Raw genomic sequence first — 22,041 nt, forward strand, 5'->3', positions numbered from 1 at the left:
GTGTCAGGGGGGTGACGGGTCTGGCGGCACAATATAGTCAGCCCTGTGCAAAGGAAAAGGGGCAGGCCGGTGACGATCACGACAATCGGATTCGATGCCGACGACACGCTTTGGCACAATGAGGTCTTCTTCAAGGGGACGCAGGCCCGGTTCGCCGCGCTGTTGGCCGATCATGCCGATCCCGATCACTTGATGGACCGGCTTCTGGCGGCGGAGCGTCGAAATCTTGGCCATTACGGGTTCGGAATAAAGGGTTTCACGCTGTCCATGATCGAGACCGCGATCGAGGTTACCGAAGGTCGTGTCCCCGCCACCGTCATCGCGGAAATCCTGGCCGACGGGCGCGAGATGCTCCGCCATCCGGTCGATCTGATGCCGGGGGTGGCGGATTGCGTCGAGACGTTGGCCGCCGACTTCACTCTCGTCCTCATCACCAAGGGCGATCTGCTGGATCAGGAACGCAAGCTTGCCGAGTCCGGTCTGGGGGAAATGTTCGATGGCATCGAGATCGTGTCCGACAAGACGCCTTCCACATATGCCCAAGCTTTCGATGTGCACGGCGAAGGCGCGCATCGGTCGCTGATGGTGGGCAATTCGATGAAATCGGATGTTGTTCCGGCAATCGATGCCGGGGCCTGGGGCGTGTTCTGTCCATCCGAACATGAGTGGGAGCTGGAGCGCGCGAAGGAGCCTGCGGACCATCCCCGGTACCGCCGCATCGTGACCCTTGCCGATCTGCCGCCGCTTCTGGCAACGCTTTGACGGTCAGATCAGCGTGCCGTCCGCGCCCAGCGTCGTCTTGCCGCGCAGATAAGGGTGCAGCGCCTTCGGCAGACTGACCGATCCGTCTGCCTGCTGCCCGTTTTCCAGTACCGCAATCAGGCAGCGGCCGACGGCCAGACCCGACCCGTTGAGGGTATGCACGAACGCCGGTTTGCCCCCCGCGGCGGGCTTGAACCGCGCATTCATGCGGCGGGCCTGGAAATCGCCCGTCGTCGAACAGCTGGAGATTTCGCGGTAGGTGTCCTGACCCGGCAGCCAGACTTCGATGTCATGGGTGCGCCGCGCGCCGAACCCCATATCGCCAGTGCACAGGACGATCGTGCGATACGGCAGTTCCAGGGCTTCCAGAATACCTTCGGCACATTTCGTCATCCGGTCCAGCTCCGCCCGGCTGTGGTCGGGGTGCGTGACGGAGACCATCTCTACCTTCTCGAATTGGTGCTGGCGCAGCATCCCTGCGGTGTCGCGGCCCGCTGATCCGGCTTCGGACCGGAAGCACAGCGTATGCGCGACCATCCGGCGGGGCAGGGCCGCCTCCTCCAACACGTCGCCCGCCACGGAATAGGTCAACGTGACCTCGCTGGTTGGAATCAACCAGAACCCCTCGCGCGTCAGAAAGCTGTCGTCGCCGAACTTCGGCAGTTTGTCGGTGCCCAGCATCGCGTCATCGCGGACCAGAACAGGGGTCATATGCTCCACCAGACCGTTCTCTTCGGTGTGGATGTCGAGCATGAATTGCGCCAGCGCCCGGTGGATACGCGCGACCGCGCCACGCAGCACGACGAACCGCGCCCCCGACAGCTTGGCCGCCGTCTCGAAATCCATGCCGGGTTTGACGCCGGCGATGTCGTAATGTTCGATGGGCGCGAATTCGAGGGTGCGGGGCGTGCCCCAGCGGTTCACTTCGACATTGTCGTCTTCGGATGCGCCGTCCGGGACATCCGCGTCGGGCAGGTTCGGGATTTCGAGCAGGGCGGCGCGCAGGGCGGCGTCGGCGGTCCGGCTTTCGTCCTCCAGGCGGGCGATCTCTTCCTTCTTGGCGGCGACCAATGCGCGCAAGCGCTCGAACTCCGCCTCGTTCCCGCCGGCCTTGGCCGCGCCGACCTGCTTGGACGCGGCGTTGCGGTCGGCCAAGGCTGCTTCGGCCCCGGTGATCGCCGCGCGCCGCGTCTCGTCCAGTGCCACAAGCGAGGCCGACATCGGCTTCAGTCCCCGGCGGGCCAGCCCCGCGTCGAAGGCTTCGGGGTTTTCGCGGATCTGTCGGATGTCGTGCATGGCGCCCTCGGGTGGTGTCCTGACTGCCACATGCCACAGGCCTGCCGTCCGTGCCAGAGGTTGCGCCGCGCGCTTGCGCCCCCCAGATGGCCCGCATAGGTTGCCGCGACTTCAAGACGGGCGCGTCACCGCCCCGAGACAGCACAGGGATCCACCATGTTCGCAACCCCCGCCTATGCGCAGGCAGCCGGTGGTGCCGCCGGCACCTTCGGAAGCTTCATTCCCCTCATCGCGATTTTCGCGATCATGTACTTCCTGCTCATCCGTCCACAGCAGAAGAAGATGAAGGAGCACAAGGCTCTGGTTGCCGGATTGCGGCGCGGGGATCAGGTGGTCACGCAGGGCGGCGTCATCGGCAAGGTCACCAAGATCAAGGACGAGGCCGAGGTCGAGGTCGAAATCGCCGAAGGCGTGAAGGTGCGTGTCGTCCGCGCGACGATCACACAGGTTTTGTCGAAGACCGATCCGGCCGCCTGACATGCTCGAAATCGCGCTCTGGAAACGGCTGACGATCCTTCTCGTTTGCCTGGCCGGTCTGGCGATGGCCTTGCCGAACGTCTTCTATACTTCGGCGGAGCGGCACAACGACGCGATCACCGCGGTCGAACGCGGCGCGGTCGTCACCGATGACCTGCAAGCCGACCTCGATGCATGGCCAGAGTTTCTGCCGTCATCAGTCGTGAACCTGGGCCTCGATCTGCGGGGCGGGGCGCATCTTCTGGCCGAGGTGCAGTTGGAGGATGTCTATGCCTCGCGGATGGACAGCTATTGGCCGGAGGTCCGTACCGTTCTTGTTGCTGCTGGTTATCGCGTAAGAGAAGTCGATGGGCCTGCAGACGAGCTTCGGGTCCGCATTGTCAACGGTACACTGGATCAGGCCGCTGTCGATGCCGTGCGCACTTTGGCCCAGCCGATCGTGTCACTTTCCGGCGTTGGCCAGAACGATATCGAGGTGTCCAGTGCGGGCGACATCATCACCCTGCGCCTGTCCGATGCGGAACGCGCCGCGACCGACGATCGCACGATGGCGCAATCGCTTGAAATCATTCGCCGCCGCGTGGACGAGGCCGGAACGCGAGAGCCGACGATCCAGCGACAGGGCAACGACCGCATCCTGATCCAGGTTCCGGGCATCGGTTCGGCGCAGGAGTTGAAAGATCTGATCGGCACCACCGCCAAGCTGACGTTCCACCACGTCATTCGGCAGACGACGGATGCGAACGAACGGGTGCTCAGCGATGAACTGCTTGCCCCGTCGCTGGACGATGCGGGCGTGTTCTACGTTCTTGAACGTGTGCCCGTCGTCACCGGCGACGACCTGACCGACAGCCAGCCCGCCTTCGACCAGTCGGGGCAGCCCGCCGTCACGTTCCGCTTCAACCCCGCCGGCGCGCGGGCTTTCGGGGTCTATACGGCCGAAAACGTCGGCGCGCTTTTTGCCGTCGTGCTCGACAATGAGGTCGTAACCGCCCCGCGCATCAACGAGGCGATCCCAGGCGGCTCGGGCCAGATCACCGGCAACTTCTCGGTCGAGGAGGCGAACCGCCAGGCGATCCTGCTGCGCGCCGGCGCCTTGCCCGCCGGCATGGAATTCCTGGAGGAACGCACGGTCGGCCCGGAATTGGGCCAAGACAGCATCGATGCAGGCAAGACCGCATCTTTGGTTGCGATGTCCGCCGTCGTCGTCTTCATGATCCTCAGCTATGGATTGTTCGGTGCCTTCGCGACCGTCGCGCTCGGCATCAACGTGGCGCTTCTGTTCGGGGTTCTGTCCGTGATCGGCGGCACGCTGACCTTGCCGGGGATCGCGGGCATCGTCCTGACCATCGGCATGGCAGTGGACGCCAACGTCCTGGTATTCGAGCGTATCCGGGAAGAGTTGAAGACCGCGCGCGGACCAGCCCGCGCCATCGCGCTGGGCTACGAAAAGGCGCTGTCTGCCATCGTGGACGCCAACATCACCACCTTCATCGTTGCCACGATCCTGTTCACGCTGGGGTCCGGCCCGGTCCGCGGGTTCGCCGTGACGCTTGGCATTGGGATCCTGACATCGGTCTTCACCGCGATCTTCGTGACGCGTCTTTTGATCGTGTTCTGGTTCGAACGCCGCCGCCCCAAGAAGATCGAGGTCTGACATGCGCCTGAGACTCGTGCCCCAAAACACCAACTGGGATTTCATGAAGTACCGCAAGTTCACCTTCGGGGCGTCCATCGTCGCGATGATCGCGTCGGTCATCATCTGGCTGTCGGTGGGTCTGAACTTCGGCATTGACTTTCTCGGCGGTACGACCATCCGGACGGAATCCGCGCAGACGATCGATGTCGGAGCCTACCGCGACGCGCTGACGCCGCTGGGACTGGGCGATGTGGTCATCACGGAGGTGTCCGACCCCACGTTCCGCGACGATCAGAACGTGGCACTCGTCCGTATCCAGGCGCAGGACGGGGCCGAGGCGGTGACGACAGATACCATCACGGCCGTCGAAGGTGCGCTTCGGTCGATCGACCCGGAGATCACTTTTCCGTCGGTCGAATCCGTCGGGCCCAAGGTCTCCGGGGAGTTGATCACCACGGCGCTGCTGGCCGTCGGAGTGTCACTCGTGGCGATCCTGTTCTACATCTGGTTGCGATTCGAATGGCAGTTTTCGGTCGGGGCGGTCGCCGCCTTGTTCCACGATGTGATCCTGACGATCGGAGTTTTTTCCCTGCTGCAGATCCGGTTCGATCTGGCGACCATCGCGGCCCTGCTGACGATCATCGGCTATTCTATCAATGACACCGTCGTCATCTTCGACCGGCTGCGTGAAAATCTGATCAAGTTCAAGAAGACGCCGCTGATCGACGTGATGAATATGTCCGTCAACGAGACACTGTCGCGGACGTTGATGACGTCGGGCACGACGTTGCTGGCGCTCATCGCGCTGATCGTGCTGGGGGGCGACGTGATCCGGGGCTTCGTCTTCGCGATCCTCTGGGGTGTGATCGTCGGAACGTATTCCTCGGTCTATGTCGCCAAGAACGTCGTTCTGATGCTGGGCGTCGACCGCGACCCCAAAAAGCCGTCGGACGCCGGGACGCAATTCGCGAACATCGACGCCTGACCGGCCGTGCCGGACCTGGGGGTAAGCGGCGGCGATCTGACGTGGCTCGCCCTTGTTGCCGTGATCGCAGGACTGGTGCGGGGTTTTGCCGGGTTCGGAACCGCGCTGATCTACGTGCCCCTCGCCTCGCTCAGTTTGCCGCCGCTGTGGGTTCTGGTCACGTTGACCGTGATGGACCTGATCGGTCCGCTGCCGGCGATTCCCAAGGCCCTGCGCGATGGACAGCCGCGTCAGGTGGCGCTGCTTGCGGGGACCGCCGCGGTGACGCTTCTACCCGGCCTCTGGCTTCTGGATCGATTGCCGGTCGATGGGTTTCGGTGGCTCGTCGCCGTGCTGTGCCTGCTGACGGTGGGCTTGATGGTTTCCGGCTGGCGTTGGTCGGGGCAGATGACGCCGGTGGTGACCATGGTCGCCGGTGGCACGTCGGGATTTCTGGGCGGGCTTTCCGGTCTGGCCGGGCCGCCGGTGATCCTGACCTATATGTCGGCCCCGCTGCCGGCGGTGGTGATCCGGGCCAATCTGATGATGTTCCTCGTCGCGTGGGACGGCATCTTCGGAACGGTGTTGTTCCTGACAGACCGTCTGACCCTGCAACCGCTGATGATCGGGGCGGCGTTGCTTCCAATCCACCTGCTGGCCAATTGGGCTGGGGCAAGGATATTCGCGGGGTCAGGCCGGAACGACCGCGCTTATCGCGCGGTCGCCTATATTCTGATCGTCGGTGCCGCCTTGCTTGCCCTGCCCCTATGAGTCAAAGGCGGTCTTGATTTCGATGTTCGAAAGAACACGGCTGATGTCCTTAGCGAGGTCTTCGATCCCACCCGACACGACGGATGTAACCGCCAGTGCGAGCCCCACGAGGGCAGCCGTCAGGACGACCCAATCGACCGTGACGGCGCCGGATTCTGAAACGATAAAAGAACGCAGGGACATGTTGGAAACTCCACAAAACCATTTTGATTTAAGGCAAAATTAATGCGGAATTGCGGCACAAATCTGGCCAAATGGCCGTGACACTGTCGCGAAGCACGCTACAAACCGGTCGTTCGGGCGATATTCCCGATGCGACAAGGGGCCAATCAATGAACCTGACCGAGATGGAATTCGAGGGGGTCCGCCCGTTTGAGGGTTACGGGCCAGGATTTTTTCGAATCGCAGGCGATGTCTTCGAAGGCGCGCTGATCCTGCATCCCGGCGGGCAAGGTGTCTGGGGCGGCTATGCCGATGTCGCGCCGCTGCTGCTACTGTCAGGGGTGATCGATGTGATTTTCGTCGGTACCGGAAACGAGATCGCCCATGTCCCCGCCGATCTGCGGGCCGCGGTCGAGGGGGCGGGTCTGGGGCTGGAAGTCATGAACACGCCAGCGGCCTGCCGGACCTACAACGTGCTCATCGGTGAAGGCCGTCGGGTCGCGGCGGCCGTTCTTCCGATCGAATGATGGCTGGGTAGGTATTGGAGTTCAGGAGAAACCCAGCATCCGGGAGACACGTTCCAGATCATATTCGTCGTATTCGGTGACCTCATCGTCACGTGATTGCTCGCGGTTGGCATAGGCCGAGGTGATCGCCTGGTCGAAGTCTTCGAAGAACTCTTGGGCGTTCGAGCCGGCCAACGCGTCGCTTTGCGCTCGCGTCGCATTGCCCCATGCGGACAGGACGGCGAGATCATTGTTCGATAGCGAAGAGACCACCGAGGTGTAGCGTTGATACGTTTCCTCGTCATGGGCGCGATAGGCGTACGATGGGCGGCTTTCGCGGTGCTGAGACTGGGAGGCGACCTCGCCGGACACAAACCCCAACTCGGCCGAAAAGGCGGCCATCGTGGCCATCGCCACGCCAGTGGCCGCGCCGGTGAGGACAACGAAATCGACGGCGACGACGCCCGACTCGGATTGGGTGAAGGAGCGAATGGTCGGGAATTTGGCTGGCAGGCAAAACATCGTAAACATCCTTGTACTGGTTGCTGACGGTTCTGACGCCGGATTCGGGCGCGAACATGATGGGGGATGCTTGATTTCGGGGCGTGATCTGGGCATTCGCCGACAGTTTTAGGACCATTGCCAGATTTAGTGACCCTACGTCGCGAAGAGGCCCCGCACGGGGCGAGGCCTCTTGTTTACAGTGGTTAACAGGGCGCTGGTCTTACCAGTGTCCGGTGTTCTCCATCGACGCCCAGGGTTCCTGCGGTGCCTTTTTCTCGCCCGCTTGCAGCAGTTCGATCGAGATGTTGTCCGGGCTGCGCACGAAGGCCATGTGGCCGTCCCGTGGGGGGCGGTTGATCGTTACGCCGTTGTCCATCAGCGTCTGGCACATGGCGTAGATGTCATCGACCGTATAGGCGAGGTGGCCGAAATGCCGGCTGTCGTCGGGCAGGGCGTCGTCGCCATCCCAGTTATAGGTCAATTCGACGTCCGCGTGGCCGTCCGCCTGATCGGGCGGGCACATGAAGACCAGTGTAAAACGCCCGCCTTCATTCTCGGATCGCCGCCGCTCGACCAAGCCCAGCATCTGATAAAACGCCATCGATTTTTCCAGATCCTTCACGCGGACCATAGTGTGCAGATAGGTAATCGGCATCGGCTTCTCCTTCATATGTGCACCGCGCAAGGTAATCCGCGGGCCCCGCGTCACAACCCCGCGGGGCCACACTCCGACGCTTTCGCGTGACCTGTCCGTTGCGGTGCGCGGCGTGGCGCGGCACCTTGGTGCGACTGCCGAATCTCAAGGACCCGACATGCCCATTTCCCCCGACCAGCAGGCCGAAATCGACGACCAGCGCGCGCAGTCGCATACGACCCGCCGCGCCACCGTTCCGGGGATGGAGGAGCACCTTTATACCGCCTACCCCGTGCTGGACCACGGCTTCGTGCGCGTCATCGACTATATGGGCGACGATTCCGCCATCACCCAGGCCGCGCGCGTCAGCTATGGGCGTGGGACCAAGGCGGTGTCGAACGACGAGGGGTTGATCCGCTATCTGATGCGGCACTGGCACTCGACCCCGTTCGAGATGTGCGAGGTCAAGCTGCATGTGAAATTGCCCGTGTTCGTCGCGCGCCAGTGGATCAGGCACCGGACAGCCAACGTGAACGAATACTCTGCCCGCTATTCGATCCTGGACCGGGAATTCTATATCCCCTCGGCTGAAGACCTTGCCGCCCAGAGCGTCGTCAACAACCAGGGCCGGGGCGAGGCGCTGACCGGGGAGGAGGCGGCGCGCGTGCTGGACTGGCTGCGCGACGACGCCACGCGGTCGTACGACCACTACGAGGCGATGATCTCGCAAGACGGGCAACAGGGGCTGGCGCGGGAGTTGGCGCGCATGAACCTGCCCGCGAACATCTATACGCAATGGTACTGGAAAGTTGACCTCCACAACCTGTTTCACTTTCTCCGCCTGCGCGCCGACGCCCACGCGCAGATGGAGATTCGTGTTTACGCCGACAAGATTTGCGAAATCGTTAAGGACTGGGTGCCGCTGTCGTATGGGGCCTTCGAGGACTACCGGCTGGGCGGCGCGCAGCTGTCGGGCAAGGGCGTCGAGTGCCTGCGCCGGATGCTCAAGGGCGAGGAGGTCACGCAGGAGACCTCGGGGATGAGCAAGGGGGAATGGCGGGAGTTCATGGGGGTAGTTGGTCAATAAGCTTCTTAACGTTTGAAAAAGAATAATTTTTGCGCCATTCGATATCCTGTCCAGCAGGAGATTGACGAATGGCCGGTATCATCAGCATTTTTAATAACAAGGGCGGGGTAGGGAAAACGACTTACGTTTTCCATGTCGCGCATATTTTGGCTCGTCGGGGTTTGAGGGTTCTTCTTGTCGACCTCGATACTCAAGGGAATTTAACGAGCTATTGCCTTTCTGACGAGCAACTCACGGCCGCATGGGGGGGTCGCGGTAACTCCATCTTCAAAGTTGTTGAGCCCATTATCCGCGGTATCGGAGACTACGATTACCGCGCGCCGATTGATCTGGCATACGAAGGTGGCTTCGTGTCATTGGTGCCCGGTGACCTTCGACTAAGTGATTTTGAGGATTTCCTAGGTGACTCATGGAATGCGGCACGAGGCGGAGCAGAGGCGTCCGTTAGAACTCAGACAGCGCTCAACCGGTTCATTGAGGAAGCCATAGAAGAAACTGCTGCAGACGTTGTGTTCATTGACCTCGGTCCCAATCTGGGAGCTCTAAACCGCTCCGCACTTGCAATCAGCGACTATTTCATCACGCCTCTGGCCCCTGACCTCTTTTCCATTCAGGGGACGGAAAACCTTGGAAGCAAGCTGTCCGCATGGCAGTCTCAATGGGAGCAGATCCGCCAAAACTGGACCGGCGAGGGTGTAAGTCTTCCTTCCGGGGCCCCGATTTATCTTGGCTACGTTATGCAGATGCACAACATGCGGTCACGTTCTGAGCAAGGGATGACAGCTGGCTGGGGCATATACGGAGGGCGGATTGAGGCAGCAGTGCAATCCAATATCGTTGACAAGATCGGTGAAGATCGCGTGATCCGCTGGGATGACGGTTCATATCGTCTGGGTCAAATTCCTAATCTGCATAGTCTTATTCCTTATTCACAGGAAGCGCGAAAACCAATCTTTGACTGTACTGGAGCAGATGGGCTTCGGGGCGCGCACCAAACCAAAGCAAGGGAATCTCTAGGTCTTTTCGACGATATCGTCCGTACGATTGAGACCGTCTTAGACGACACGGACTAGGTATCGTAGGGTGCGTGCAAGCGCGCACCCAACATCCGATCCCGCACCGCCCCAAACACCATCCCCGCCTGCGCCAACCACGCACCAAACACCCGCCCCCCCGGCAGCCCCGGCACGGGCAGCGCGCGCAACAGGTCGAACCGCGACCGCTCCCCCAGCACCGCCTCCGCACAGAGCTTCCCGAACAGCCCGGCTAGCGCCAGCCCGTGGCCCGAGTATCCCCCGGCGGAAAACACCCCCGGCGCGACCTCGGCGACGTAGGGCAGGCGCGTCGCCGTCACTGCCAGCGTGCCGCCCCAGGCGTGGGTCAGCTCGACCTGCGCAAGCGCGGGATAGACGCGGGCGAGGTTGGCGCGGACCTTTGCGCGGATGTCCGCAGGGAACCGCTTGCCGTAACTTTCGCCGCCGCCAAAGATCAGCCGGCCGTCGTCCGTCTGCCAGAAGTAATTCACCACGAAACGTGAATCGGCGACCGCCGGTTGGCCCCGGCCGGATCGGAAGGGCGGATCGGCCAGCGGCGCGGTCACGGCGATGTAGTTGTTGATGGGCAGAACGCGCGCCGCCGTGCGGTCGGTCAGCCACGGCGAATACCCGTTCGTCGCCTGCACCACTGCGCGCGCCGTGACCGCGCCGTGGGCCGTGGCGACGGTGGTTCCGGTCAGGCGGTGCACTTCGGATCGCTCGAAGATTTCGACCCCTTCGGCCAGGCAGGCGCGCATCAGGTTGAGCGTATAGGCCAGCGGATCGCAGCGCCCCGCCGTCGGGTCCAGCACGCCGCCGGCATAGGCGCGCGACCCGGTGATCTGCGCCATGGCGGTCGCGTCCAGCACCTCGCCCTGTGTGCCGTAGTGGCGCGACATCCAGTCGTTTTCCGCAATCGCGCTGCGAACGTCGGAGGGCTTCAGGCAGGCCGAGATGACGCCGGGGCCGTAGGATGCGCCGTCCATGAAGCTGCGCGCGTCGGCCTTCGCCTCCTCCGCCAAGTCCCAGAGCGCGCGGGCCGTGGGCGCGCCCAGCTTCACCTCCAGCTTGCGCTGCGACCAGTTAAAGCCGCTGCCCAATTGTCCGCCGTTGCGCCCCGACGCGCCCCAGCCCACGCGCTGTGCCTCGACCACGATCACCGACAGACCGGCGCGCGCGGCCCGCAGCGCCGCCGACAGGCCCGTCAGCCCCGCCCCGATCACCACCAGATCGCAGCTGCGCCGATTGCGCAGCGCCGGAAACGGATCGGGCAGGGCGGTTCGATCGGCATAAAGCGTCGCGGGCCACACGCCGCGGTCGCCGTTGGCGTGCAGCCAACTCATACGTTCAGCAGAAGATGCTCGCGCTCCCACGGGGAGATGACCTGCAGGAAGGCGCCGTTCTCCATCCGTTTGACCGATGTGTAGACCGAGCAGAAATGGGGGTGGAGGATGGCGCGAATTTCGGTCGCGGCTTCGAACAGGTCGAGCGCGGTGGACAGGTCGCGGGGAATGCCGTCGGCGGAATCGTAGGCGTCGCCGGCGAATTGCGGGGCGGGGTCGATCCGGTTCACCAGCCCTAGGTATCCGCAGGCCAGCGACGCCGCGATCCCGAGGTAGGGGTTGCAGTCCATTCCCGCGATCCGGTTCTCGACCCGCTTGGCCCCCGGATCGGAGACGGGAACCCGCAGGCCGGTGGTCCGGTTGTCGCGCCCCCATTCCAGGTTGATGGGGGCCGCGAAATCGCGGACGTAGCGGCGGTAGCTGTTCACGTAAGGGGCCAGCAAGGCGATGACCGATGGCAGGTGGCGTTGCATTCCGCCGATGAAATGCAGGAATTCCGGGCTTTCGGTGCCGTCGTCCGCATCGAAGAGATTGCGCCCCGTCGCCTGATCGATAACCGAATGGTGCATGTGCATCGCACTGCCCGGTTCATCCTGGATGGGTTTGGCCATGAAGGTGGCATAGCAATCGTGGCGCAGCGCGGATTCGCGGATGAGGCGTTTGAAATAGAAGATCTCATCGGCCAGTTTCACTGGGTCGCCGTGGCCCAGGTTCATTTCGACCTGGCCCGATCCGCCCTCCTGCAGGATTCCGTCGATCTCCAGGCCCATGGCTTCGGCGAAATCATAGATGTCGTCGATCACCGGCCCGTATTCGTCGACGGCGGACATGGAATACGCCTGTCGCGCGGCGGCCCGGCGGCCCGAACGACCCATGGGCGGCAGGACCGGTTGAGTCGGGTCGATGTTGCGCGCCACCAGATAGAATTCCATCTCGGGCGCGACCACGGGCGTCCAGCCGCGCGCCTCGTACAAGGCGACAACGCGTTTGAGCACGTTGCGCGGGGCGGTGGCGACCGGTTCACCCTGCTGGTCGGCCATGTCGTGGATGACCTGCATCGTCCAGTCCGCCGTCCAGGGCGCGGCACAGGCGGTGCTGAAATCGGGGGTCAGCACCATGTCAGGTTCCAGGAAGGCGGTGTCGCCGTCGTCGGCCCAGTCCCCGGTGATCGTCTGCTGGAAGATCGAATTGGGCAGATAGAAATGCTTTTGCCGCGCGAACTTGGCCGCCGGCATCGCCTTGCCCCGCGCGATGCCGGACATGTCGGCGACGATGCATTCCACTTCGTCCAGACGCCGCCCATCCAGATAAGCGCGTGCGTGATCAGGCGCGTGGCCAATCCAGTCAGGCATCGACATCGGCGAACCTCGTCAGGAAGAACCGCGCCATCGCTGCGGCAATCCGGTCATTGTCGACGGGCGTCGCGGCGTCCGCTTCCGCCTGTGCCATCAGATCTTCGGGATAGGTCCCGGTGCCGCGACGCGACGCGACATAGTCCCGGATCAGGTCGGTCGAGAATTCAGGGTGTGGCTGCACGGTGAAGGCGCGGCGTCCGTATGTCAGTATCGCGTTTTCGCAAAAGGCGTTGGACCCGGTGCAGGCCGCGCCTTCGGGCCGCTGGACAACCTGATCCTGATGCCAAGCGTTGAGCGCAACGGTCTGCCCGCCGGGCAGTACGTAGTCGCGCCGGCCGATCGCCCAGCCGCCGTCGAATTTGACGACGGAACCGCCCAGGGCCTGTGCGATGATCTGGTGGCCAAAACAGACGCCGACCATCGGAACATCGGCGGCATAGGCATCGCGGATGAACCGCTCCAAAGGCGCGATGAAGGCGTGCTTTTCATACGCGCCGTGCTTGGAGCCGGTGATCAGCCATCCGTCGCATTCATCTACGCCATCGGGGAACACCATGTTTTCGACGTCGTAGGCTTCGAATTCGAACCCATATCCATCCAGAAGCTGGGCGAACATGGTGTCGAAATCGCCGCGCGAGGGCCGCAGTTCGGGGGGCGTATGCCCGGCCTGCAAGATACCGATTTTCATGAAGATGCCTCAGAGTGGTCGCGATCCGACGCTAGTCCTGCCGGAAAGCGGGGGCAAGATGCCGCTGCTTTTACGATTGATTCATCTTTTTTGTCGAAGATCGACCGTGCGACTGCGATTTTCGATACGAAACACAAGAGGACTTCCGAATGCTCCGTACGATCCTGCTTGCCGCGACACTTGCCCTGCCCGTCGCGACCCTTTCGACCCCCGCCGCCGCCGCAACCGTGCCCGAGGCGTTGGCCATGGCTTCGGCGGCCAGGCAGCAGGCCGGATTGCCGCCCCTGCGCTCCAACGCGCGTCTCGCCCGCGCGGCAGAGGCGCAGGCCCGCCACATGCGCAGCCAGCAGAAGATGGGTCATGTCGGACCGGGCGGAAACTCCCTGTCGGACCGGGCGCGCGCGGCCGGATACCGGATGTGTTACGGTGCCGAAAATGTTGCCGACGGCTGGCCGTCGGTCAACGCGGTCCACAGGGCGTGGATGAACTCCCCCAGCCACCAGAAGAACATCATGAACCCCAATGTCACCGAAGGGGCCGTGGCGGCCGTACAGGACGGCAACGGCCGGCTTTGGTGGGTGATGGTTCTCGGCTCCCGCTGCTAGGCGGGTCGGCTGGGAAGCGTCTTCACGTCAAACCGTGTCGAGGTAGAGATCCATCCGCTCGTGTGCGCTCAATTCCTCGATGTCTCGCATTTCTTGGCGTTTGGTCATCACGAGGTTCGCGATAAGCGGCGGCGGAAGAAGACGCGGCGTGATCGGGTCGTTCTCGAACCGGTCGATCGCCGTGCCCCAGTCGCCCGGAATGCGCGGCAGGTCGAGTGCGTAGGCATTGCCGGTGATCGGCGCGGACGGTTCCGCCCCGTCTTCGATCCCCGTCAGGGCTGCCCCCAGAATGCAGGCGAGAAGCAGATAGGGGTTCACGTCGCCCCCTGACATTCGATGCTCGATCCGGCGGGCGACATTGGGCGCGGCCGGTATGCGGATTGCTGTCGTGCGGTTTTCATAGGCCCAAGACAGGCCGGTGGGCGCATGGGCCCCCGGCACGAGCCGGTCATAGCTGTTGAGATGCGGGGCGAAGACCAATGTCGACGCCGGAGCGGAGGCCAACAAGCCCGCGACGGCATGGCGCAACAGGTCCGACCCGGCGTCGGTGCCGTCATCGAACACGTTGTCACCGTTCGCATCAAGCACCGAGAAATGCACATGCATCCCGTTGCCTGCGTAGTCTGGGTAAGGCTTGGCCATGAAACTGGCCGCGAAGCCGTGTCGCCTGGCTTGACCTTGCAGCAGCAGTTTGAAGAACCAGGCGTCGTCGGCGGCTTTCATCGCATCTGGCTGGTGGGCGATGTCGATTTCGAACTGGCCGATGCCCGCCTCCGAAATCGCGGTCTGCGCGGGAATGTCCATGGCTTCGCAGGCATCGTAGAGCTGCGTGAAGAACCGGTCGAACCCGTCGAGCGCGCGCATCGACAGGGTTTGCGCGCCGGGGCGCCGTTTGCCCGAGGCGGGGGATTTCGGCTCGCGCAGCTGGCGGGTGCTGTCATCGACAAGGTAGAATTCCATCTCGGTCGCGACCACGGGCGTCAGGCCGCGCGCAGCGTAGCGCGCCAGAATGGCGGCCAGCGCATGACGCGGATCGCCGGCGAAGGGGCGACCGTCGGGGTGGAACATCCAGACCGGCAGCAGGGCGGTTGGCGTGTCGAGCCATGGCATCGGCACGAAGCCACGTTCCGTGGGTTTCAGGATGCCGTCGGCATCGCCGGTGTCGAAGACTAGCGGGCTGTCCTCGATATCCTCGCCCCATATATCGAGGTTCAGAATCGAATAGGGAAAGCGCGTCCCCTCCTGCTCCAGCTTGTGGGCGAAGCGGCGCGGCACCCGTTTGCCCCGCGCCTGGGCGTTCAGATCGCAGGCGGCGACGCGGACGGAGTGGATTTCCGGATTGGCGTGAAGCCACCCACCATTTTCTGGCGTCCGGGATGCGGCGTCGGTCATCTGATGATCTGGGGCAGCAGCCGGGGGCGTCGCCCTGCGGCTTGGGGAAGGTGCCGGTTCAAGCGCCGGTTCACAGCGCCCATGATCCCGATGACGACCAGCGTCAAGAGAATGAAATAAGCGGCGAGGATCGGGTAGGGCACGAAGGGGTTGAACGTCTTGTCCGCGAAATAGCTGGCGTAATAAAGCGCGTCGCCCCGCTGCTGGATGGCGGGGAAGCCGGTAAAGAACACCAGTACCGTGGCGTGAAACAGGAAGATCGCCTCGTTCGTATACGCCGGCCAGGCCAGGCGCAGCATCGTGGGCCAGGTGATCCGCCGGAACCTGCGCCAGCCGGTCAGACCATAGGCCGAGGCCGCCTCCTGATCGCCCTTAGGCACTGACATCAGTGCGCCGTAGAAGATTTCCCCGGTATAGGCGGAGGTGTTCAAAAACAGCACGACTAAGGCCCCGGCCCATGCGGACGCGAGGGGGTCGAAGATCGGAAACGTCTGTTTGAGCGATAGGAACAGGAAATACCCGAAGAAGAACTGGATGAAGAGAGGTGAGCCGCGGAACAGAAAGATGAACCATTCCGACGGCTTGCGGATCAACGGGTTCGCCTGCGCCTTGCCGACCGCGACGAGCGTGGCAAGCGCGAAACCCGCCACGAGGGCCAGAACGCCGAAGTAGATGTTCCAGATCATACCCGACCCGATCAGGACCACTTGCTGGCACAGGGTGAAATCGCTGCGCGGCAGCAATCGCTCGCCGATGCCCATCGAGCGCAGGCCGTATTGCGCGAGCGTGTCCCAACACTCCATCAGCCGGCCGCCTTCGCCTTGCGCAGGGCTTCGCCGCCCGCCGTTGCCTGGCCGGTCGAGAGGCGCCGCGTTATGTTGGCCAGGACGATTTCGGACAAACGGGTAAAGGCGAGGTAGAAGACGAGCAGACCGAGGAAATAATACATCTTCCAGTCCGGATGCGGATAATCGGAGAACCGCGCCGTCTTGGACGCGCCCAACTCAGTCGCCCAATAGACGATATCTTCGACGCCGAGCAGGAACAGCAGCGGTGTGGCCTTGATCAGAACCATCCAGAGATTGCCCAGGCCGGGCAGCGCATAGACCCACATCTGTGGCACCGTAATGCGCCAGAACGTCTGGCGCGACGTCATGCCGTAGGCTTCGGCCGTTTCGATCTGGCCACGCGGCACCGCTTTCATCGCACCGTAGAGAACGGAGGCCGCGAACGCTCCGAAGACGATGGCGAAGGTCACGACCGCCAGTGCGAAACCATAGTATTCGTGGACCCACTGGGGCGAATTGCCCAAGGGCATCTTTGCGGCCTGGCACACGAGGAAGTCGCTGCCCTGCCGGACGGGCGCGTCCCAGTCGGGGCATTTGATCTTGTGGCGCAGGTACTCGATCCCCTGATCCAGCGCGATTACGAAGAAGAGGAAAAACGCGATGTCGGGAACACCGCGCACCAATGCGATGTAGAGCTTGCCGAACCACCGCAGCGGAGCAATCGCCGAGCGGGCGGCCATCGCCCCGCCAAAACCGAAGGCCAGCGAGATGGGTGCCGTGATCGCAAGCAGCAGCAGGACCGTCCCAAAGGCAGCGTAGAACGACAAATGCTTGCCCGTCGTCAGGTAGCAGATCAGCCAGTTCAGGCCGGACAGCGTTTCAGGATCCGTGCAGGCGAAGATGGTGTGACGTCCCTAATGGGTGCGCCCGTTGTCGGGCGTCGGATTGGAGGGGTCTTAGCAGGAAAAAAGGGGGCGGATCGCACCGCCCCCTCTGGGTCTTCAGAACGTTTTGGCGTCTTCGCCGAACCACTTGAGGATCAGTTCGTTCAGCGAGCCGTCTTCTTTCATCGACGTGATCGCGGCGTTGAACTGTTCCTTCAGCTCCGTGTCAGACTCTCGCAGGCCCAGACCGATGCCGCCACCCAAAGGCACGTCGTCGCCGGCGAAGGTCAGCTCGCCACCCGACTCCTCGACCGTGGGGGCCAGGGCGTCCTTGTCGGCGAAGACGGCGTCGGCTTCACCGTTGCGGACGGCGGCGACGGTCTCGTCGTAGGTGGCGAACTCCAGCAGGGTCGCACCGGATTCGGCGACGTAGCCGGCCTGGATCGTGGCGGTCTGCGCGGCGATCACACCACCGGTCAGGTCGGCGTCGGCGGACATGGCGGCATAGGCCGACGCGGCGGGCGGGAAGTAATTCTGCGTGAAGTCGATGACTTCCTCACGCTCGTCGGTGATGCTCATGCCGGCGATGATGGTGTCGTAGTTGCCGGACGTGAGGTTCGGGATGATGCTGTCCCACTCGTTGGTGACCCATTCGCAGGTCAGCTCGGCGCGGGCGCACAGCTCGTCGCCGACTTCGCGCTCGAACCCGTCGACCTCGCCGGCATCGTTAAGGAAGTTGTAGGGGGCATAGGCGCCTTCGGTGCCCATGCGGATGGTCTTGGCATGGCCGTCGGCGAATGCGGCTGTGGCCGTCGCGGCCAGAAGGGTCGCGGTCAGGATCAGTTTCATGTCGTCTCTCCGTGTTGTGCCGCCCCGGTTTTCTCCGGGGTTGGCGGGTAAACTAGTGGGATGTCGCGCTCAGGAAGCCGCGCAGCCGTGTCGATTTCGGGTGGCCGAACAGGTCGGACGGCGCGCCTTCCTCCTCGATCAGGCCCTTGTGCAGGAAAATGACGTGGTCGCTTACGTCGCGGGCCAGTGCCATGTCGTGGGTCACGATGATCATCGTGCGCCCTTCGGCGGCCAGCGCCTTGATGACGCGAATGACCTCCTGCTCCAATTCGGGGTCCAGGGCCGAGGTCGGCTCATCGAACAGCAGGGCCTTCGGCTCCATGGCCAGGGCGCGTGCGATGGCGGCGCGCTGCTGCTGTCCGCCCGAAAGCTGCGCGGGCCAGGCGTCGGCCTTGTCGCCGATCCCGACCTTGTCGAGGTACATGCGCGCCTTTTCTTCAACCTCGGCTGGATCGCGGCGAAGAACCTGCACCGGCGCTTCCATCACGTTCTGCAGGATCGTCATGTGCGACCAAAGGTTGAACGACTGGAACACCATCGACAGGTTGGTGCGAATACGCGTGATCTGGCCTGCATCAGCGGGGCGGCGATCGTGGGCGCTGCCCTTCCATTTCACCGGCTCCTCGCAGAACAGGATATCGCCCTGCTGGCTGTCTTCCAGCAGGTTGGCGCAGCGCAGAAGCGTGGATTTTCCGGATCCGGACGATCCGATCAGAGATATTACCTGCCCTTGGCAGGCCCGAAGATCGACGCCCTTGAGAACCTCCAACTGGCCGTAAGCCTTGTGGAGGGCGCGAATTTCGATGACGGGCGGGGCGTCTGACAAAGGGACCTCAGGTCGATCTGATGCCGTGGTTACGCCGGAAATCGGAGTGGAATGCAATGGCAAAGCCCGGCGAAACCCTTCGTCAACTGCGGGATTCGGCCCGTTTGCGGGCCAAATTGCTGTCCCGGTCGCCCACGCCCAAAAGATTGGCGAGCAGGCGAAGCAGGCTGTCTTCCTCGGCGTCGCGGGCCCCATCGGCCAGGACCACGGCCCAAAGCGCCTCGATCACGGCGATCCGGTTTTCCAGATCGACCGCATCCTTGATCGCACGGGTGAAGCGCACGGTGTCCGGGGCCTCGGCCTCCAGGCCTTCGGCCTGTGCGCGAAGGTCGGTCACAGCCGCGCCGTCGAGGCCGTAGCGCCGCGCAAGAACGGCATCGATCTTCGCCTTCTCAGCAGGGGCATAATGGCCATCGCTGCGCGCCACACGCACCATGAGCGCGGCAAGCGCCAGACGGGCGTCGGTTTCGGGCAGCGGGGCGGGGTCGGGGGCCACAAGACGGCTCAGGAGATCAGCAAACATGGAGTGGATATAAGTCCGAAAGTCCCGCCCGACCAGTGTCAGCCGTCCCAGCCTTCCGCAATCACCAGATCGCTCTCGCTGATCCCCTGCCGAAGCTTCAGCGCCGCCTGATATCCCGCGCTGTCATAGCAGTCGCGCGCCGCCTGATAGGTCGGGAATTCGATCACGACAGTGCGTGGTTTCGCCTCTCCTTCGGCCGTGACGCGTGCACCGCCGCGCACCAGAAAACGCCCGCCGTATTCCGCCAGTGGTGCCGCGTTGGCAGCGCGGTACAGGTCGTATTTTTCTGCATCGTCGACGCGCCCGTGGGCGATCCAATATCCTTTGGCCATTCGTCAGCTCCCGTCGAACATCGCGCTCAGCCGCGCTATTTCCGCATCCAGCCCCCAGGGCGGGTTGACCACGGCCATGCCGGATCCCTCCATGCCGTGCCCGGCCTTCGCGGGCGGGAACCGGACTTCGTGGATCATGATGGCTGGGACGGCGTCGCGCAAGGCAGCCGTTAAAGGCAGGTGCCGTCGGTCCGCCAGGATCGGATACCAAAGCATCACGACGCCGACGCCCCATTTGCGGTGGATCGCCGGGACCAGTTTCGCCAGCCGGTCATAATCGTCTCGCACTTCCCACGACGGATCGATCAACATCAGACCCCGGCGCGGGTCGGGCGGGGTCATCGCCTTGGCCATTTCCAGACCGTCGCGCTTGTGGATGCGGGTATTGGGGCTGTGCGGCACGACGTCGGTCAGGGCGTCGAATTCCTGCGGATGAAGTTCCGCCAGATCGATCCGGTCGAATCGGCGCAGAAGCGTCGCGGCAATCAATGGAGAGCCGGGATAAGCCGCCAGGCCATGCACGCGGCGCGTTTCGGCAAGAACATTGGTATAAGGGTGGTCCGACGCGAACCGCGCGTGCAGACGGTCGATGCCCTGACGGGCCTCCCCCGTTTTCACCGCCGCGGCATCGGACAGATCGTAAAGCCCCCGCCCGGCATGCGTTTCTAGATAGGACAATGCCTTGTCCTTCTGGGTCAGATAGGCGAGCGCCCACGCGAGAATTGCGTGTTTGTGGACGTCTGCCGCGTTTCCCGCGTGATAGGCGTGCTGGTAGGAGAGCATGGTTCCGGGCTAACCGCGTGACCGATGCGCCGCAAGTCTGTGGCGGTTGTGCCGTTTGCGGCCTGGATTCGCTCACGGTGTAGCGAGTCCCGATGGCCTTTCGAAAAGACCGTGCTAGATCAGGCTCAACGCTCACTCATGCCGTCGGATTCCCTGATGCTCCGCTTTGCTCTCGCCGCCTTCGCCCTAACCGTGTCCACCGCCGCTGCCACGGCGCAGGATCTCGGCTCGCCCGTCTTTTCCAGCCAGAGCCAAGGGTCCGCCTTGGGTTTCACGCTGCGCGGTGGCGTGTCGACGGCCCCCGAATATTTCGGCTCCGACGATCAGGAAGCCGCGCCCGTTCTGGGCGGTCAGCTGAACTACCTGCGCTTGGGCGGTTTCACGTTCGGTGACCCCGATCCGCTGTTCCAGCCGCGCGGCCTGAGCTTTGCCGGATCGTTCCGTTATATCGGCGACCGCGACGACGACGACAGCCCCGAATTGGCTGGTCTCGAAGATGTCGATGCATCGCTCGAACTGGGGGGTGGGCTGCGCTATGCGACCGAGAACTTCTCGGCCTTCGGCGATATTCGGTACGGCGTGATCGGGCACGAGGCCTTTGTCGCGGAAGCTGGTGCCGACGTGATCCTGCGGCCGACCGACCGGTTCTCACTGCGCGCCGGCCCTCGCGTACTGTTCGGCGACAGCGATTATGCCTCCACATATTTCGGCGTGACGGCAGCCGAAGCCGCGACAAGCGGTGTGGCCGGGACGGGTTTTTCGGAGTTTGACGCATCCGGCGGTCTTCTGTCGGCTGGCGTCGAGTTCGGGGCGGCTTACCGCATCAACGACACCTGGGGTATCGACGCGACCATCAATTTCGACAAGCTGCAGAACGACGCCGCCGACAGCCCGATCACCCGCGATGACGAGCAGATTTCGGCTTCCATCGGCATCACGCGGCGCTTCACGCTCGGTTTCTGATCAGGGCTGTCGGATCGTCCCGCGGCTGATCGGCATGGCGTGACCGGCGATCCGGACGGCGTGGATCGCGCCGTCGGCGACATCCGCCTCGAATTCGATCATCGATGCTCGGCCCATGGTCTCGCCCTGCCGGACCGTCAGATGTGTCGTCCCATCGGGCAGATCGCCGTTTTCCAAAAGTTGTGACGCAAGGATTGCGGCCGCCGACCCCGTCGCCGGGTCCTCTGGTATGCCGGCGGTGGGGGAGAACATTCGCGCTTTGAGATCAGGGGTATAAAGCCACGCGCTGTCCACGCCGGCGGTCTCCATCAAAATGCTCCAAGCCGGTTCCTGCGGTCGGGCGCGGATCAACGCGGCGTGGCTGCGCACGGGGACGTAGGCAAAGGCCGGACCGCCGGCGTGGGCCTGTGGATTATGGGGACCGATATCGTCCGCTGCCAACCCCAGGGCTTTTGCGCAGATGCCGACCGCGATCGGACCACCCTGCGGTGCCGGGCGCACGGGGGCGGTGAATTGCGCCCGACCGGCCCGGATCGACACCGGCACCAGGCCCGCTTCTTCCTCCAGGACGATGTCCGTCAACCCGTCGCGGCGCGCCAGGAAATGCGCTGCGCCGATGGTCGGGTGCCCGGCGAACGGGATCTCCGCCGTTGGAAAGAAGATGCGGGCCCGCGCGGTATGCGCTGCAACGCTCGGCGGCATCAGAAAGATCGTCTCGGACAGGTTGAATTCCCGCGCCACCGTCTGCATCTGAGCGGTCGTCCAGGTGCCGTCGGTCTCCACGATGGCCAGCGGATTGCCCGTGAACGGCGTGTCGGTGAACACGTCCCAGACCTCGAATTTCGCTTCGTTCATGGGTTTCGTCCTCAGGCCG

26 protein-coding genes are annotated in these 22,041 nt (G+C 63.5%); 10 read left to right on the plus strand and 16 right to left on the minus strand.

Annotation, left to right across the window (positions count from 1 at the left end; translation table 11 throughout):
* Window positions 1-69 precede the first annotated feature (69 nt).
* On the plus strand, window positions 70-762 hold the full coding sequence (locus JDO7802_RS02020) for an HAD family hydrolase (RefSeq protein WP_144430480.1): 693 nt from the start codon (window positions 70-72) through the stop codon (window positions 760-762).
* Between the two features lie 3 nt (window positions 763-765).
* Here the strand turns inward: JDO7802_RS02020 and serS are convergent, their stop codons facing one another.
* The gene (serS, locus tag JDO7802_RS02025; protein WP_055082100.1) at window positions 766-2,058 is read right to left on the minus strand and encodes a serine--tRNA ligase; all 1,293 of its coding nucleotides are present in this window, start codon (window positions 2,056-2,058) and stop codon (window positions 766-768) included.
* Between the two features lie 156 nt (window positions 2,059-2,214).
* On the opposite strand from serS, the gene yajC reads away from it, so the two are divergent.
* From yajC to JDO7802_RS02045, 4 genes are read left to right on the plus strand one after another with little or no spacing between them, the layout of a single operon-like run.
* On the plus strand, window positions 2,215-2,535 hold the full coding sequence (yajC, locus tag JDO7802_RS02030; protein WP_055082101.1) for a preprotein translocase subunit YajC: 321 nt from the start codon (window positions 2,215-2,217) through the stop codon (window positions 2,533-2,535).
* A 1-nt stretch (window position 2,536) separates the two neighbouring features.
* Window positions 2,537-4,192 carry a protein translocase subunit SecD gene (secD, locus tag JDO7802_RS02035; RefSeq protein ID WP_055082103.1) on the plus strand — a complete coding sequence of 552 codons (1,656 nt, stop codon included), beginning with the start codon at window positions 2,537-2,539 and terminating at the stop codon, window positions 4,190-4,192.
* Between the two features lies 1 nt (window position 4,193).
* Window positions 4,194-5,159, plus strand: a complete 966-nt coding sequence (gene secF / locus JDO7802_RS02040) for a protein translocase subunit SecF (protein WP_055082105.1) — start codon at window positions 4,194-4,196, stop codon at window positions 5,157-5,159.
* Between the two features lie 6 nt (window positions 5,160-5,165).
* On the plus strand, window positions 5,166-5,909 hold the full coding sequence (locus JDO7802_RS02045; protein WP_055082107.1) for a sulfite exporter TauE/SafE family protein: 744 nt from the start codon (window positions 5,166-5,168) through the stop codon (window positions 5,907-5,909).
* Here JDO7802_RS02045 and JDO7802_RS02050 read toward each other — a convergent pair.
* Complete coding sequence (locus JDO7802_RS02050; RefSeq protein ID WP_055082109.1) at window positions 5,904-6,092, minus strand: hypothetical protein; 189 nt, start codon at window positions 6,090-6,092, stop codon at window positions 5,904-5,906. The genes JDO7802_RS02045 and JDO7802_RS02050 overlap by 6 nt on opposite strands.
* Before the next feature lie 149 nt (window positions 6,093-6,241).
* Between JDO7802_RS02050 and JDO7802_RS02055 the strand changes: the two genes are divergently transcribed.
* Entirely contained in the window at window positions 6,242-6,598 is a 357-nt protein-coding gene (locus JDO7802_RS02055) for an Mth938-like domain-containing protein (protein WP_055082111.1), read from the plus strand.
* Between the two features lie 21 nt (window positions 6,599-6,619).
* On the opposite strand, the gene JDO7802_RS02060 is transcribed toward JDO7802_RS02055, so the two are convergent.
* Together JDO7802_RS02060 and JDO7802_RS02065 are read right to left on the minus strand one after the other, a co-directional pair.
* On the minus strand, window positions 6,620-7,099 hold the full coding sequence (locus tag JDO7802_RS02060) for a hypothetical protein (RefSeq protein ID WP_055082113.1): 480 nt from the start codon (window positions 7,097-7,099) through the stop codon (window positions 6,620-6,622).
* Window positions 7,100-7,301: 202 nt separating this feature from the next.
* Window positions 7,302-7,736, minus strand: a complete 435-nt coding sequence (locus JDO7802_RS02065; RefSeq protein ID WP_055082115.1) for a VOC family protein — start codon at window positions 7,734-7,736, stop codon at window positions 7,302-7,304.
* Between the two features lie 157 nt (window positions 7,737-7,893).
* On the opposite strand from JDO7802_RS02065, the gene thyX reads away from it, so the two are divergent.
* Window positions 7,894-8,802: an FAD-dependent thymidylate synthase gene (gene thyX, locus JDO7802_RS02070; RefSeq protein ID WP_055082117.1), complete on the plus strand. Its 909-nt coding sequence runs from the start codon at window positions 7,894-7,896 to the stop codon at window positions 8,800-8,802.
* A gap of 68 nt (window positions 8,803-8,870) precedes the next feature.
* On the plus strand, window positions 8,871-9,875 hold the full coding sequence (locus JDO7802_RS02075; protein WP_055082119.1) for a ParA family protein: 1,005 nt from the start codon (window positions 8,871-8,873) through the stop codon (window positions 9,873-9,875).
* Here the strand turns inward: JDO7802_RS02075 and JDO7802_RS02080 are convergent.
* The 3 genes from JDO7802_RS02080 to JDO7802_RS02090 are packed head-to-tail and all read right to left on the minus strand — an operon-like array spanning window position 9,872 to window position 13,222.
* Entirely contained in the window at window positions 9,872-11,179 is a 1,308-nt protein-coding gene (locus JDO7802_RS02080) for an NAD(P)/FAD-dependent oxidoreductase (RefSeq protein ID WP_055082121.1), read from the minus strand. The genes JDO7802_RS02075 and JDO7802_RS02080 overlap by 4 nt on opposite strands.
* Window positions 11,176-12,531, minus strand: coding sequence for a glutamine synthetase family protein (locus JDO7802_RS02085; RefSeq protein WP_055082974.1), 1,356 nt, complete (start codon window positions 12,529-12,531; stop codon window positions 11,176-11,178). The genes JDO7802_RS02080 and JDO7802_RS02085 overlap by 4 nt, the downstream gene beginning before the upstream one ends.
* The gene (locus JDO7802_RS02090) at window positions 12,524-13,222 is read right to left on the minus strand and encodes a type 1 glutamine amidotransferase (RefSeq protein ID WP_055082123.1); all 699 of its coding nucleotides are present in this window, start codon (window positions 13,220-13,222) and stop codon (window positions 12,524-12,526) included. Before JDO7802_RS02090 ends, JDO7802_RS02085 begins: the two co-directional genes overlap by 8 nt.
* A gap of 149 nt (window positions 13,223-13,371) precedes the next feature.
* Between JDO7802_RS02090 and JDO7802_RS02095 the strand changes: the two genes are divergently transcribed.
* On the plus strand, window positions 13,372-13,827 hold the full coding sequence (locus JDO7802_RS02095) for a CAP domain-containing protein (RefSeq protein WP_055082124.1): 456 nt from the start codon (window positions 13,372-13,374) through the stop codon (window positions 13,825-13,827).
* A gap of 27 nt (window positions 13,828-13,854) precedes the next feature.
* Here JDO7802_RS02095 and JDO7802_RS02100 read toward each other — a convergent pair whose 3' ends face one another.
* The 8 genes from JDO7802_RS02100 to JDO7802_RS02135 form a co-directional block, all read right to left on the minus strand.
* Window positions 13,855-15,219 (minus strand): glutamine synthetase family protein, encoded by a 1,365-nt coding sequence (locus JDO7802_RS02100; protein ID WP_055082126.1) that lies wholly within the window; start codon window positions 15,217-15,219, stop codon window positions 13,855-13,857.
* Window positions 15,216-16,022: an ABC transporter permease gene (locus JDO7802_RS02105; protein ID WP_055082128.1), complete on the minus strand. Its 807-nt coding sequence runs from the start codon at window positions 16,020-16,022 to the stop codon at window positions 15,216-15,218. Before JDO7802_RS02105 ends, JDO7802_RS02100 begins: the two co-directional genes overlap by 4 nt.
* A complete protein-coding gene (locus JDO7802_RS02110; protein ID WP_083480968.1) occupies window positions 16,022-16,909 on the minus strand; it encodes an ABC transporter permease in 888 nt (295 codons plus the stop codon). Before JDO7802_RS02110 ends, JDO7802_RS02105 begins: the two co-directional genes overlap by 1 nt.
* 99 nt (window positions 16,910-17,008) lie before the next feature.
* Window positions 17,009-17,740, minus strand: coding sequence for a transporter substrate-binding domain-containing protein (locus JDO7802_RS02115; protein ID WP_055082132.1), 732 nt, complete (start codon window positions 17,738-17,740; stop codon window positions 17,009-17,011).
* A gap of 52 nt (window positions 17,741-17,792) precedes the next feature.
* Entirely contained in the window at window positions 17,793-18,566 is a 774-nt protein-coding gene (locus JDO7802_RS02120) for an ABC transporter ATP-binding protein (protein WP_055082133.1), read from the minus strand.
* Window positions 18,567-18,648: 82 nt separating this feature from the next.
* Entirely contained in the window at window positions 18,649-19,089 is a 441-nt protein-coding gene (locus tag JDO7802_RS02125) for a tellurite resistance TerB family protein (protein WP_055082135.1), read from the minus strand.
* A gap of 38 nt (window positions 19,090-19,127) precedes the next feature.
* The gene (locus JDO7802_RS02130) at window positions 19,128-19,421 is read right to left on the minus strand and encodes a DUF1330 domain-containing protein (RefSeq protein ID WP_055082137.1); all 294 of its coding nucleotides are present in this window, start codon (window positions 19,419-19,421) and stop codon (window positions 19,128-19,130) included.
* Between the two features lie 3 nt (window positions 19,422-19,424).
* Entirely contained in the window at window positions 19,425-20,204 is a 780-nt protein-coding gene (locus tag JDO7802_RS02135) for a 23S rRNA (adenine(2030)-N(6))-methyltransferase RlmJ (RefSeq protein WP_055082139.1), read from the minus strand.
* A 156-nt stretch (window positions 20,205-20,360) separates the two neighbouring features.
* Here JDO7802_RS02135 and JDO7802_RS02140 point away from each other — a divergent pair, with 156 nt between their 5' ends.
* Window positions 20,361-21,167 carry a MipA/OmpV family protein gene (locus JDO7802_RS02140; protein ID WP_083481012.1) on the plus strand — a complete coding sequence of 269 codons (807 nt, stop codon included), beginning with the start codon at window positions 20,361-20,363 and terminating at the stop codon, window positions 21,165-21,167.
* On the opposite strand, the gene JDO7802_RS02145 is transcribed toward JDO7802_RS02140, so the two are convergent.
* The gene (locus JDO7802_RS02145; RefSeq protein ID WP_055082143.1) at window positions 21,168-22,022 is read right to left on the minus strand and encodes a PhzF family phenazine biosynthesis protein; all 855 of its coding nucleotides are present in this window, start codon (window positions 22,020-22,022) and stop codon (window positions 21,168-21,170) included.
* Window positions 22,023-22,041 lie beyond the last annotated feature (19 nt).

The sequence above is a fragment of the Jannaschia donghaensis genome (assembly GCF_001403795.1).
GTDB classification, from domain to species: domain Bacteria; phylum Pseudomonadota; class Alphaproteobacteria; order Rhodobacterales; family Rhodobacteraceae; genus Jannaschia; species Jannaschia donghaensis.